The organism is Lactobacillus selangorensis, from assembly GCF_001437205.1.
In the GTDB taxonomy this organism is placed as follows: domain Bacteria; phylum Bacillota; class Bacilli; order Lactobacillales; family Lactobacillaceae; genus Paralactobacillus; species Paralactobacillus selangorensis.
On sequence record NZ_JQAZ01000006.1, the window covers coordinates 125,211 to 138,619 of the forward strand.

Here is a 13,409-nt window from a genome sequence, read left to right on the forward strand (position 1 = left end):
TGTTTTACTCCTTTTGGGGATCGATCAAGGCGCCGTTCCGCAAGTATTGCTGGAATTCAGCGTAGACAGGATTGAACAGATCGATCGAATCACTTGGTTTTTGCAGCATTTCCTTTGGAAAATAGAACCGTTCATCACCGGTTTCCCGGCCTGTGATGGCGGCGACGATCGGACTCAGCGTCGATAATTCTTCGAGCGAACCATCCGGCTGCATGATCTCGATCTGCGTCTTCGATTCTTCCGAATCAGGGGTGTACGCATCATACGGCAGATCATAACTGTCGTTGATAGCGGTATAATATTTCGGGTCATACCCAGCTTCTTCGACCAGTTCTCGCAGGTGCGGAATCAAATGCTTGGTCTGGTCGTTGAATTGCGCTGATTTTAACGGCCGCCGGAACAAGAAACGTCCGGCTAGGTCTCGTAAAATATCGTCTTGATAATCACGCCAATAAATAAAGTAGGTATTTAAGACACCGTCATCGAGTTTGAGATAATCCTGCAAAGTAAAATCTTTTTCGAAGAAGGGAATCAATAGTTTCGGGGCCTGTGTATCTTCAAGCTGGCCGCTTTCATATAACTCCTTGCCTCGCTGCAGCAAATGCATTAAAATCACTTCCATACTCCGTGAAACGGGGTGGAAGTAAACCTGCTGGTACATCTGGAAACGGCTGACAATGTAATCTTCGACGGCATGCATGCCTTGCTGATCGAAGGCAATGCCGTCTTTATACGTCCGCATCACTCTAAGAATGCGGGTCAGATCGAAAACACCGTACTTGGTGCCAGTGAAATAAGCATCCCGCAGCAGATAATCCATTCGATCGGCGTCGATTTGGCTGGAAATCATCTGGACGACTTGTGGATTTGGATAAGTATGGTCGATGACACTGGCCACTTGCTGCGGAAATTCAGGGCTGATTTGCCGGAGGATTTTATTGACTGCGGTTGCGGGCGAGGTGATGATTTCCTGAGTGATCGCCTCATGATTGGTGTGGAAAATGTGTTCAAACGTGTGCGAATAAGGGCCATGACCGATATCGTGGAGCAAGGCCGCACACAGAGCCACGAGTTTCTGGGAGTCATCCCATAAGCCGTCACCTGGGGTCTTAGTGGGATAATTTCGTTCGAAGTTTTCGATGATTTCACGAGTCGTTTCATAAACGCCTAATGAATGGGAGAAACGGGAATGTTCAGCCCCATCGAAGGTATACATCGAAGTGCCCAGCTGGTGAATCCGGCGCAAACGCTGAAACTCAGGTGTGTCGATCAGATCAAGAATGACTTTGTATTGCACATGGATATAATTATGAACCGGGTCGCGAAAAACTTTTTCACGCGGCAGTAATTCAGCTTCTTGCAAGTTGACACCTCCAAAGTTAAAATCGGTTTCAATTTCTGTAATCCCTTCTATTATAGCGAAAACAAGCAGCAACGTCATCAGGCGCCAGCAGGTTCTTTTTGGGGTTTCCCCTAAAATGCATTATAATTAAACCAAACTGAAATAAAGAAAGGTGATGCAAAGAATGGCAATGACAACAGGCACTCCGATCGCAATCCATCTGGAGACACATGTGACTCAGAATGGTGAAACTGAAAAGCATGTTTTTGATGAAAAAGGCCAATTGGTGCAGATCGGACAATCTTTGTATATCCGGTATAAAGAAACAAGCGAAGATGACGGCAGTCTGATTCCCGTCACGTTAAAAATCGAACAAAACGGCGATATTCAGTTATCACGTGGCGATACTAACGGGTCGACCCATATGAAACTCTTCTTCGCACAGGGCAAAAAGGTTTTGACTCGTTACCGGACACCGTATGGAATCATTCCCGTCGAAACGGTGACACCGAATATGCGGATTCGCATTAAGAACCAGCCTGTTTCGGGTGAAATTTATGTCGAATATCAATTATTTGCCGAAGGACAGCACTTAGGCGACTACCAACTGAGCTTGATTTTTACGGCCTAGATGCGTATACTGAAGGCTAGACTGTTGAAAGGACGTGTACCGATTTGAAGCTGGAAGTTTTTAAGGATGCAGACAAAAACGAGTTGTCCATGATCGAAGTCGCACGTGCAATTTTAAAGGAAAATGGCGATGTGATGCCATTCGTAGATATCGTGAATGAAATTCAGAGCTACTTAGGTAAAAGTGATGAAGAAATTCGGGAACGATTACCTCAGTTCTACACAGATCTGAATACGGTAGGGGACTTTATTTCTTTAGGCGACAATGTATGGGGCCTTCGTACTTGGTATCCATATGACTCCGTCGACGAAGAGGTCAACCATCCGGAAGACGAAGAGGAACAACCACGCAAGAAGAAACGCAAGAAGGTCAATGCCTTCTTGGCCGACGTCAGCGATGACGATGACGTGATTGACTACGATGACGACGATCCTGAAGACGACGACTTTGTGGCTGATGAAGATCAGGACAACGAATACGTCGATAATGAAGGGGTGGCCGAAGATGACGAGAGCGATCTCGGCCATTAAAACGATCAAGATTTGCATGATGTCGATGACCAGGATGCCGATACCGATGACGACGATCCCGATTCAGGGCTCGTTGAAGGCATGCATGGTCAATTAGAAGAATTCGGCGACGACGATAACGACGAAGCCGACGATTCGGATGATCATATCGAAGGCAACGACGATAATGACGACACCACCAATGGCGACCTCGACAACGAACAATAATTTAATAAAAAGACCTTGACTGAATTGCTCAATTTGGGTATTATATTGTCTGGGCGCTTTACAAGTATGTAAAGCCAAATCGGTAATATGCTCCCTGTTCGAAACGAATAGGGAGCATATTTTTTGTTGTTGCTTCAATCCCCGCATGCTCAGAACCCGTTGCGATTGCAACAGAATTTAAAAAAGGAGTTTTTACATGACCAAGTATATTTTTGTAACAGGTGGCGTTGTTTCATCACTCGGAAAAGGTATTGTAGCGGCTTCGTTAGGTCGTTTACTTAAAAATCGCGGTTTGAAAATCACGATTCAAAAATTTGATCCATATATCAACGTCGATCCAGGAACAATGAATCCCTATCAGCACGGTGAAGTTTTCGTTACCGATGACGGAACAGAAACGGATCTTGACCTTGGCCATTACGAACGCTTTATTGATAATGATTTAAATAAGTATTCCAACGTCACGACTGGGAAGATTTATTCAGAAGTGCTGGAACGCGAACGTAAAGGGGAATATCTGGGCGCAACCGTTCAGGTCATTCCGCATATTACCAACATGATTAAGGAAAAAATCATGCGGGCCGCAACGACGACCAATTCCGATGTCATCATTACTGAAATCGGCGGGACTGTCGGCGATATTGAATCGGTTCCCTTCATGGAAGCTATTCGGCAGATGAAGGCCGATGTCGGTGAAGAAAATGTCTGCTACATCCATACCACTTTGATTCCTTATTTACGGGCTGCCGGTGAAATGAAGACGAAGCCGACTCAGCACAGTGTCAAAGAATTACGTGGCCTTGGCATCCAGCCGAACATTTTGGTGGTGCGGACTGAAAAGCCGATCACCGAAGAAATGCGCAATAAGATTGCCTTATTCTGCGATGTTAAGCCGGAAGCGGTCATCGAATCCCGTGATTTGCCGTCATTGTACGCAATTCCATTGATGTTACGGGATCAGGGCATGGACCAATTAGTCTGCGACAAGTTAGGTTTGAAGACACCAGAAGCTGATATGACTGAATGGCAAAAGCTGGTTGATCGGATTAAGAACTTGAAAGGCCATGTCAAGATTGCTTTGGTCGGCAAGTACGTCGAACTGAAGGATGCTTACATTTCCGTTGATGAAGCGTTACGCCATGCCGGTTATTACTGGGATACGAACGTTGAAATCAACAGTATTCAGGCTGAAGATGTTACCAACGAAAATGCTGAAGAATTATTAGGCGACGCCGATGGGATTTTGGTTCCTGGCGGTTTTGGGGACCGTGGTCTAGAAGGCAAGATTGCAGCCATCAAGTATGCTCGTGAAAACGATGTGCCGTTCTTAGGCATTTGTTTAGGGATGCAGATGGCCTGTGTTGAATTTGCACGTGATGTGGTCGGCATCAAGGATGCGGCTTCCAGCGAAACAGATCCAACCACAAATGATCCGATTATCTCATTGATGCCAGATCAGGAAGACGTTGAAAACATGGGTGGAACACAGCGCTTAGGCTTATACCCATGTGTTCTGAAGCCAGGAACAGTTGCCGCAGCTGCTTATGACAACAAACCTGAAATCGAAGAACGTCATCGTCATCGTTACGAATTCAACAACAAGTATCGCCAAGTCTTGGCGGACCATGGGATGGTCTTCTCTGGCGTCTCACCTGATAACCGCCTGGTCGAAGTCATCGAACTGCCAGAAAAGAAGTTCTTCGTTGCCAGCCAGTATCATCCAGAATTCTTGTCCCGTCCGCAGCGTCCAGAAGGCCTCTTCAAGGCATTCATGAAAGCAGCCACAAATAACTAGAGCGTGAAAAAAGCCGGTTTGATCACGGCGGCTTAACAAAGCTTTGACATGGTGGCGTGAGCCACTAGGAAAAGCTGTTAAACGCAAGTGATCAGTGCCTTTGAACGCGTTTGATATGAACAAAAAGTGTCCCTAATTTGATGGGACACTTTTTATTTGCTCCAGTTCAAGGAAAAGTTTGCTAAATGAGGCCGTCAGGCTTTTTGAACGTGGTTGAGATGTTTTTAGGTGCCTTGATTTTTGAAATTTAAGTTTCAAAACGGTTTGCTCTGGCACAAGCTAACGATTATTTAATGCGATTTAAACAGAATTAAAATGTAAAACTGGCACCTGCATTTCGCAGGTGCCAGTTTTTTTAGAATAAAATAACTAAATTCACAAAAAGATTGTTTCGGGAGCTAAAACGGCTTTCAAAAAGCCGCTTTTTGATGAGATTATTCACAGAATATTGGCGATGTGGTCGGATACGCTTGTTTTTTAGGCGATTTTTCTTTATCATGGTTATTGAATTATATCATTTTTAACGAAAACTCATTTCACCTTTAAAAAATCTTTCAGACCGGCTTTTTGATGCGGTTAGATAACATGTTTTGCAATGAAAATTTTCTTTCTTTAAAGAACATGGACTGAATAGAGAAATAAATTTTATGTTTAGATGATTTTCAATAAGCGACTCAAAACTGTTCAGTATACGATTCCTGACAAAATGACGCGAGTTCTTTATACTAGAAATAGATAAATCTACGATTGAACGGAATAGGGACAGGTGATCTAGAAATAACAGGGCGTCTTTTTTGCGGTGTCCTGTCGTGTGGTCACGATTTTTGATAACGTAAGTGAGGAATTTTTAAATGAAGAAAATGCGAATCCGTGGTGGTAAAAAACTATCTGGTGAAGTAGTCATTGGAGGCGCTAAGAATAGCACCGTTGCTTTGATCCCAGCATCGATTTTATCAGAGACACCCGTTACTTTGGATAGTGTTCCACGCATTAGTGACGTCAATAATCTGATGGATATTCTTTCCGACATGAATGTGACAACGGATCTGAAGGGCAGTGTCCTGAAGATCGACCCGACCCATATTGTTTCCAAACCATTACCAAACGGAAAAATTAAAAGTTTACGGGCTTCCTATTATTTTATGGGAGCTTTATTAGGACGTTTCGGACGGGCCGTTGTCGGTCTGCCCGGCGGCGATGATATCGGTCCACGTCCGATCGACCAGCATATCAAAGGATTTCAGGCTTTGGGGGCACGTGTGACCAATGAACACGGGGCCATGTACATTCAGGCGCCTGATGAAGGCCTGCATGGAGCGCGAATTTTCTTAGACATGGTTTCAGTCGGTGCCACGATTAACGTGATCTTGGCAGCGGTTCGAGCACATGGCAAGACCACGATCGAGAATGCGGCCAAAGAACCCGAAATTATCGATTTGGCGACGTTTTTAAACAACATGGGCGCCAATATTCGTGGGGCTGGGACCGATGTGATCCGGATTGAAGGGGCTGAACACCTGCAGGCACACAATGTCCACACGATCATTCCAGACCGTATCGAAGCCGGCACATACTTATCTATGGCAGCAGCTGTCGGGGACGGCATCAATGTCAAAAATATCATCAGCGAACATTTGGATGCCTTCTTAGCTAAGTTAGAAGAAATGGGTGTGCAGATGGATGTCAAAGATGACAGCATTTTCGTTTATCCGTCCGGCGACCTGAAGATGGTGCAAGTTAAGACGGCACCCTATCCGGGCTTTGCGACGGATCTGCAGCAGCCGATCACGCCGCTGATGCTGAAGGGCCAAGGCGAAGGAATTATCGTCGATACGATCTATCCGAAACGAACCCGGCATATTCCTGAATTGACTCGAATGGGCGCTGACATTACCGTTCAAAACGATGTCATCATTCTGCATCATTCCGACCAGCTGCAAGGGGCCGAAGTGACAGCTGGTGAAATTCGTGGCGGTGCATGTTTGATGATTGCTGGTTTGATGGCCAGTGGAATCACAACGATTTCACAAGTGGAAAATATTTTGCGTGGCTATGACCGTGTGGTCGATAAACTGCATGGCTTAGGCGCTGATGTGGAAATTATCGATGAATAAAGTCGGTTTGCAAACCCCGCCGATTCATGATAATATTTAGGGGTTATGTTACAGAATAATCTCTGTTTTCGGCTAGAATTCAGGGCGAAGGAGCGTATTAAAAAATGAAACAAGGAATTCATCCAGATTATCACGAAGTTGTCTTCATGGATACAGCCACAGGCAAGAAGTTCTTGGCTGGTTCAACTGCAACTTCAAAAGATACAACGGACTACGAAGGAAAGACATATCCTTTAATCCGTGTCGAAGTTACTTCTGACTCACACCCATTCTACACGGGCAAGCAGAAGTTCACACAGGCCGATGGTGCGGTTGACCGCTTCAACAAGAAGTATGGTTTTGCCGACAAAGGCGCCAAGAAAGACGAAGAAAGCAAATAATGTCTTTGAACAAAGAACGAGTTGCGGCTCGTTCTTTTTTTGTGCGGTTTTTACAGGCCGCAAGGTGCACATCGCCTTTCTGAAAATGGTACACTGAAGAAAAGAAACTGCGGAGGGATGTGACACGAGATGCGTTCGAAGACGAGTCTTTTATATTGGATCTACGGATTATTGATGACTGCAATGGTGATTTACATTGTGTGGGGACTGATTGGGCACACGCCTTGGGCCAGTTCGCCATTATTAAGCGGTGAAGTGGCCTCTGGTCTGGTGCTGGCCTCAGTGCCCTTTCTCTTAGAAAGAATCTTTCATTTTCAGTTTCCGGACGTTGAAGTGTTCATTTTTCTGATTTTTATTTTAATGGCGATCTTGCTAGGCTCAGGAATGGGTTTTTACAGCGTGCCGTATTGGGATAAATATGAACATGCATTGAGTTCGATGATGGAAGCTGGTTTAGCTTATGGGGTGTTCGGCGCGTTGACCAAACCTAAATCACGGCTTGAAACGACCTCGCCGTTTCTGATGAGTTTATTTGCCTTTACGTTCGGCACGGCAATTGGAACCTGCTGGGAATTTTATGAATTTACCGTCGATGGTTTATTCGGCATGAACCTGCAGCGGTATATGACGAATGCAGGCAGATTGCTGCCGGGACGGGCCGCACTGATGGACACGATGGGCGACTTGCTCTGCGATGCCGGCGGGTCGTTATTGATTGCCATAATCGGCTATCTGTGCATCAAACATAATCGGGCCTGGCTGGACAAATTCTTATTTAAAGCAACGAAGTAAAAAAAATAGGTTTCAGGCATTGGCCTGAAACCTATTTTTGATGCGTTGCTCGTAATCGTTTGGTACTGGACAGGACCCAGAAGAAATTGACGACGACCAGCAGGGCGGTCGATAGGAAGACCGAACCATATCCGAAGGCGCCGGACACGCTCGACCCGATTAAGGGGCCCATGACATTGCCCATCGATTGAAACGATTGATTGTAACTGAAAATACGGCCCGTTGCCTGCGCCGGCGAATACTTGGCTAACAGTGCCTGAACTTGCGGCAGCAGCGCAGCATCGGAAACACCGACTAAGAAACGGAGAATGCCTAGCTGCCAGACATTTTGGACAAATGCCTGCGGAATATAGACAAGCATGGCGAAAACCAGTCCAGCTAGTAAAACACGTTCGGTGCCGATGCGGTCGCCGAGCGCCCCAAAACGAGGTGCAGCGACCAAAGTGGCGATGCCAGGAATCGAAGCAACGATTCCGCTGACGAGTGCGACTCGGCCGGAACCATGCATCAGCTGCCGGACATACAAACTTAAAATAGGGCTGATCGAATAATTTGAAGCCTGAATGATCATCGTGGTGACAAACATGCCGATGATAATGTGCGGGTATTTCAGAGTTGAGAATAGTTTGCGCATCGAAACCTGTGCTTGTTTTGGAATCGGTGTGAAGTTGCGCTCATGGATGAAAAACAGGGTCAAGAAAAAGACCAGCATGAGCAACGTCCCAGTAATGAAAAACGGGATTCGATAACCGAAAATATCGGCGATAACGCCGCCCAATAACGGGCCTAACAAGGTTCCAGAAACGTTCCCAGTCGTCAGCGTACCTAAAGCCTGGCCGCTTTTGGCGCGAGGTGCTTCGGTAGCAATTAAAGCATTAGCATTGCTGATGTAGCCGGAAAAAACACCTTGCAGCATCCGCAGCCCGACCAATTCGTAGACGTTGGTGACAAAACCCATTGAACCAATTACAATCGCCATTCCCAGCGACGCTCGCAGCAGCATCAGCTTGCGGCCTTTCGAATCGGCCAGCCGGCCCCACATGGGCGACACGATCGCAACGACCAGGAATGTGGCTGAGAAGGCGATGCCGCTCCAAAAGTTGAGCTCGAGATTGGTAAAGTGACCTAACGTATCGATGTAAAGGGACATGAACGGCATGAATAAACTGAAGCCCATGCCGACCATGAAATTGCCGAACCATAACACAAAGAGATTCTGCTGCCATTCTGGGCGCTTGGTGTGATTTTGATGAAACATGACGCCCTCCTTAATCATGTTAGAGCCGCCGGTGAGCAGGCCCAACATGCTTTCTAAAAATAAGTACTGTTATTTATTTTAATACAAATAGAATGGTAAAAGTAGCCTTTTAGCGACTGGTCCGGTAAAATGAAAATCGATTGGGAAAAAACGGGTGAAATGCTAGGATTTGCGGTGGGGGTCTGCTAAGATATAGCATGGATTAGGCATTTTGAGAAAGGATTGAGCAGGATGGCGGAGAACCTCATTTATATTCATTTAGAAGATGTCTCTCACTTGGTGGCTTCGTATGGGATCACCCACTTAGATTTTGTGAATAGTTTGACAAAAATGCCTGCTCATTTATTGCTCCTGACACCAGTCGACGAAGAGCAAATGGTGGATTCGCACACAGGCTTCAACGTGATTTCAGGCGACCATGAAATCCGGTCCTACTTATTAAATCGGCATATGCGTCAGCAGAAATGGATTGACTATCGGCGGACCCTTTATTTAGACGAAGTGACGCCCAATGAGATTGCCGAAATGCTGTACTTAGGTCATATGTATACGCAATTGCAGTCGCCGTTTTATTACAAATTGGAAAATGATTTTGTCTATCTGGATTTGCCAGAAGGGATGACCAAAGTTTATTACCGGCATCTCAACCAGTTTGAGACCGTCTTTAACACGGCCTTGCTGCATCATCTGCGCACGCGTGAAATTGAAATGCGGTTCTGGATGCGGCTCCGGCAGGATCATTTGCAGCCGCTCAGTCATGAAAATCTGGTTGAACTGGTGCCGGTCATGGAGGAAGGACTTCTCTTACCGTTTACTGATGTCCAGTTCAAACCAGGCGAACTGCAGATTCCATTTTTCCGGATGAAGAAACGGTTTGTTGTCAATGATGATGACTGGACTCGCAGCCAGTCTGAAATGCTGGGTTTCTTAGTTTTTGACCGGCATGCTCGGCAGTGGCATATTCGCTGGCAGGCTTAATTTTGTTTAAAACGTGGTATAATGGAAACATTCAATTTTTGATTTGCAAAGAGACCGATTGAATCGGTAACTAGAGGCAGGAATGAGCCGTTGTTCCTGCCTCTAAATGAAGGATAGAAACTAAGGGGTCGTAGAAACAATGAAAATGCAACTTGCAGAAATTGCCCGTGCCGTCGATGCAGAAAATGATGTTTCCCAATGGGCAGAAGTCGAGATCTCAAGTGTCGAGTTCGATACACGAAAGCTGGAACCAGGCGCTTTATTTGTGCCGCTCGAAGGAACACGCGATGGTCACGATTTTGTGCAAAATGCCGTTCAAAAAGGGGCTGCGGCCACCTTATGGCAAACTGGCCATGCGGATTTGCCGACCAACATTCCCGTTGTGGTTGTTGCTGATCCGTTAAAGGCCTTCCAAAAATTGGCGCGTTATTATTTATTAAAGGTCAATCCGAAAGTCGTTGCAATCACTGGGAGCAATGGCAAGACGACGACCAAAGATATGACGGCGGCCATTTTAAAGACACAATTCAACGTACATAAAACGCAGGAAAATTTCAACAATGAAATCGGCGTTCCGATGACGATTCTCGGCATGGAAACCAATACCGAAGTGCTAGTCGTTGAAATGGGGATGGACCGTCCGGGTCAGCTCGACTTTCTCAGCAAGCTAGTTCAGCCCGACGTTGCTGTCATTACAATGATTGGCGAAGCCCATATCGAATTCTTCGGCACACGTGCCAAGATTGCTGATGCCAAGATGGAAATCACGCATGGCTTGAAAGAAGACGGCGAACTTGTTTATAACGGCGATGAACCGTTGCTGAATGAACGAGTAACTGATCTGAAACAGCAGCAGCGGACATTCGGTTCTTTGCAGACGAATACGTTGTATCCGACACAGATTGAAAGCGGCAAGACCGCAACAAACTTCAAGGTCAACTTATGGCCGGACACGGAATTTTCGATTCCGATGATGGGTGCCTATAACGTCAACAACGCCCTCGCCGCCATGCTGGTCGCCAAACATTTTCACGTGAAACAAAGTGACATGCAATCGGCATTGGCGCATTTTGCGCTCACCGAAAATCGCACCGAATGGTATCATGGCAAAAATGATGCTGATATTCTCAGCGACGTATACAACGCCAATCCAACTGCCATGCGGGAAGTTTTGCGGACGTTCAGCCAAATGCCGACTGACGGCAAACGAATTGCCGTTTTAGGCGACATGCTCGAATTGGGCGACGAAAGCAAGCCGCTCCATGAAAGTATTGCCCGTGTCCTCGACCCCGAAAAAATTCAAATTGTTTATTTATACGGGACTGAAATGAAGGCTCTCGCCGATAAGCTTGCCAACTTATATGCGCCTGAAAATGTTCGTTATTATCCAGAAGGGCAGCAGGGTGTGATGATTGAAAGCTTATTGAAAACAATCCAGCCTGGTGACTTAGTCGTCCTCAAGGCCAGCCATGGGATGCACCTCGAAAATGTCTTAGCAGCCCTGCAGTAATTTATGAAAAACCGTCTGAAAATTTTATTCGGACGGCTTTTTTAATTGAAAAACAAGTTTGCTTTATTAGTTGTGGCATGGTAAAGTGTTAGGGACGCTTTTTAGGAAAAAAGCGATGAAAACATGAATTACAGGGCAGAATAACCGAGAAAAGACCTAAACGTTTCCCACCTGTTTTGTAATTGAGATGTTTTTGCAAAATCAAGGAGGAACATTATTTGAAGTTTGAAGAACTCGGATTAGATACAGACATTTTAGAGGCCGTGCAAAAAGCCGGCTTCAAGGAAGCAACGCCAATCCAAGCCCAGACTATCCCGTTGACCTTACAAGGAAAAGACGTGATCGGCCAGGCACAGACTGGGACCGGTAAAACCGCCGCTTTTGGGATTCCGATCATCCAGAATTTGGATATGAACGATGACCACATCCAGGCCCTCATTATTTCACCAACACGTGAACTTGCAGTTCAGACACAAGAAGAACTCTATCGTTTAGGTCGTTTTAAAAAAGCTAAGGTGCAAGTTGTGTATGGGGGCGCTGATATTCGTCGCCAAATCCGGAATTTGAAGGACCATCCCCAAATCCTGGTAGGGACACCAGGTCGTCTGCTTGACCATGTGAACCGTCACACTGTTAAGCTGGATCACATTAAGACATTAGTCCTTGATGAAGCCGATGAAATGTTAGACATGGGCTTTGTCGAAGATATTGAAAGTATTATTAAAAACACGCCAGAAGATCGGCAAACTTTATTATTCTCAGCAACCATTCCGGCAGCCATCTTGAAGATCGGGAAGAAGTTTATGCATAATCCTGATACCGTTAAGATTGAATCCAAAGAATTGACGGCTGATTTGATCGACCAGTACTATGTCCGCAGCAAGGAATACGAAAAATTCAATTTGATGACCCGTTTATTTGATGTGCAGCACCCAGAATTAACGTTGGTGTTCGGCCGGACCAAACGACGTGTCGATGAATTGACACGTGGCTTGCAGGCTCGTGGTTACAATGCTGAAGGAATCCATGGCGATCTTTCTCAGCAGAAACGGATGAGCGTTTTACGGTCATTCAAGAACGGCGACCTTGATATCTTGGTTGCAACGGATGTCGCAGCTCGTGGGTTGGATATTTCCGGTGTAACCCATGTTTACAATTACGACATTCCTCAAGATCCCGACAGTTACGTTCATCGTATCGGTCGGACTGGTCGAGCCGGGAAATCCGGTGTTTCCGTTACCTTCGTGACACCGAATGAAATGGGCTACTTGCGGACGATTGAGCATCTGACGAAGGTGCGCATGACACCGTTGAAGCCGCCGACGGCTGAAGAAGCTTTCCATGGCCGTTTGTCGGCTGCCTTAGGCGAAGTTGAAAAACTCGTCGCAGCCGATCAAACCGATGCTTTGGAAGACTACACCGGGGCTGCTAAGAAATTATTGGCTGAACATGATTCGGTTGAACTGGTCGCTGGTTTGCTGAAGAGCATGACCAAGGCTGATTCTTCGACTGTACCAGTCAAAATCACACCAGAACGGCCATTGCCGAATCGTGGTCGTCGTGGCGGCAATCGCAACGGCGGACATGGTCATGGCGGTCGTCATTACGAAAACCATCGTGGCGGCCGCAATAATAACCATGGTCGTGGCGGCAATCGTTACGATCGGGACCGCCGTCACAACAATCGTGACAACGATCACCGGAGTAGCGACCATCGCAACGGTGGCGGTAAAAACTATATCGGCAAACGCAACTATACCATTCGCAATAACAAAGATTAACAATTATCAGGGGGTCGGGACAATGTCGTTCTGACCCTTTGTCGTACATAAAATGGTCACGATAACAGTTTTGTCACACCCGGCAAGAATC

General features: G+C 46.2%; 10 protein-coding genes and 1 pseudogene. 9 read left to right on the top strand and 2 right to left on the bottom strand.

Annotated features, from left to right (window positions below):
- Positions 1-4: 4 nt before the first annotated feature.
- Complete coding sequence (locus IV40_RS08545; RefSeq protein ID WP_057770615.1) at positions 5-1,363, bottom strand: HD domain-containing protein; 1,359 nt, start codon at positions 1,361-1,363, stop codon at positions 5-7.
- Between the two features lie 163 nt (positions 1,364-1,526).
- Between IV40_RS08545 and IV40_RS08550 the strand changes: the two genes are divergently transcribed.
- From IV40_RS08550 to IV40_RS08575, 6 genes and pseudogenes are all read left to right on the top strand, one after another.
- Positions 1,527-1,973, top strand: a complete 447-nt coding sequence (locus tag IV40_RS08550; protein WP_057770617.1) for a YwiB family protein — start codon at positions 1,527-1,529, stop codon at positions 1,971-1,973.
- Positions 1,974-2,017: 44 nt separating this feature from the next.
- Positions 2,018-2,710: pseudogene (gene rpoE, locus IV40_RS08555) on the top strand (DNA-directed RNA polymerase subunit delta).
- A 196-nt stretch (positions 2,711-2,906) separates the two neighbouring features.
- Positions 2,907-4,505 carry a CTP synthase gene (locus tag IV40_RS08560; protein ID WP_057770619.1) on the top strand — a complete coding sequence of 533 codons (1,599 nt, stop codon included), beginning with the start codon at positions 2,907-2,909 and terminating at the stop codon, positions 4,503-4,505.
- Positions 4,506-5,356: 851 nt separating this feature from the next.
- Positions 5,357-6,619: a UDP-N-acetylglucosamine 1-carboxyvinyltransferase gene (locus IV40_RS08565; RefSeq protein WP_057770621.1), complete on the top strand. Its 1,263-nt coding sequence runs from the start codon at positions 5,357-5,359 to the stop codon at positions 6,617-6,619.
- Positions 6,620-6,723: 104 nt separating this feature from the next.
- On the top strand, positions 6,724-6,999 hold the full coding sequence (locus tag IV40_RS08570; protein WP_057770623.1) for a type B 50S ribosomal protein L31: 276 nt from the start codon (positions 6,724-6,726) through the stop codon (positions 6,997-6,999).
- Between the two features lie 129 nt (positions 7,000-7,128).
- Positions 7,129-7,791 carry a DUF2238 domain-containing protein gene (locus tag IV40_RS08575; RefSeq protein WP_057770626.1) on the top strand — a complete coding sequence of 221 codons (663 nt, stop codon included), beginning with the start codon at positions 7,129-7,131 and terminating at the stop codon, positions 7,789-7,791.
- A 31-nt stretch (positions 7,792-7,822) separates the two neighbouring features.
- Here IV40_RS08575 and IV40_RS08580 read toward each other — a convergent pair whose 3' ends face one another.
- On the bottom strand, positions 7,823-9,049 hold the full coding sequence (locus IV40_RS08580) for a multidrug efflux MFS transporter (RefSeq protein ID WP_057770628.1): 1,227 nt from the start codon (positions 9,047-9,049) through the stop codon (positions 7,823-7,825).
- Between the two features lie 231 nt (positions 9,050-9,280).
- Here IV40_RS08580 and IV40_RS08585 point away from each other — a divergent pair, with 231 nt between their 5' ends.
- The 3 genes from IV40_RS08585 to cshA all read left to right on the top strand — a co-directional run bounded on the left by IV40_RS08585 (position 9,281) and on the right by cshA (position 13,318).
- On the top strand, positions 9,281-10,027 hold the full coding sequence (locus tag IV40_RS08585; RefSeq protein WP_057770631.1) for a hypothetical protein: 747 nt from the start codon (positions 9,281-9,283) through the stop codon (positions 10,025-10,027).
- Positions 10,028-10,166: 139 nt separating this feature from the next.
- A complete protein-coding gene (locus IV40_RS08590; RefSeq protein WP_057770633.1) occupies positions 10,167-11,537 on the top strand; it encodes a UDP-N-acetylmuramoyl-tripeptide--D-alanyl-D-alanine ligase in 1,371 nt (456 codons plus the stop codon).
- A 218-nt stretch (positions 11,538-11,755) separates the two neighbouring features.
- Positions 11,756-13,318: a degradosome RNA helicase CshA gene (gene cshA, locus IV40_RS08595; RefSeq protein WP_057770635.1), complete on the top strand. Its 1,563-nt coding sequence runs from the start codon at positions 11,756-11,758 to the stop codon at positions 13,316-13,318.
- Positions 13,319-13,409: the final 91 nt, after the last annotated feature.

Bases quoted from the DNA above. Each gene is read 5' to 3' on its own strand.
- IV40_RS08575 (WP_057770626.1), top strand. From the start codon at position 7,129: ATGCGTTCGAAGACGAGTCTTTTATATTGGATCTACGGATTATTGATG.
- IV40_RS08565 (WP_057770621.1), top strand. From the start codon at position 5,357: ATGAAGAAAATGCGAATCCGTGGTGGTAAAAAACTATCTGGTGAAGTA.
- IV40_RS08560 (WP_057770619.1), top strand. From the start codon at position 2,907: ATGACCAAGTATATTTTTGTAACAGGTGGCGTTGTTTCATCACTCGGA.
- IV40_RS08585 (WP_057770631.1), top strand. From the start codon at position 9,281: ATGGCGGAGAACCTCATTTATATTCATTTAGAAGATGTCTCTCACTTG.
- IV40_RS08590 (WP_057770633.1), top strand. From the start codon at position 10,167: ATGAAAATGCAACTTGCAGAAATTGCCCGTGCCGTCGATGCAGAAAAT.
- IV40_RS08570 (WP_057770623.1), top strand. From the start codon at position 6,724: ATGAAACAAGGAATTCATCCAGATTATCACGAAGTTGTCTTCATGGAT.
- IV40_RS08550 (WP_057770617.1), top strand. From the start codon at position 1,527: ATGGCAATGACAACAGGCACTCCGATCGCAATCCATCTGGAGACACAT.
- IV40_RS08580 (WP_057770628.1), bottom strand. From the start codon at position 9,049: ATGTTTCATCAAAATCACACCAAGCGCCCAGAATGGCAGCAGAATCTC.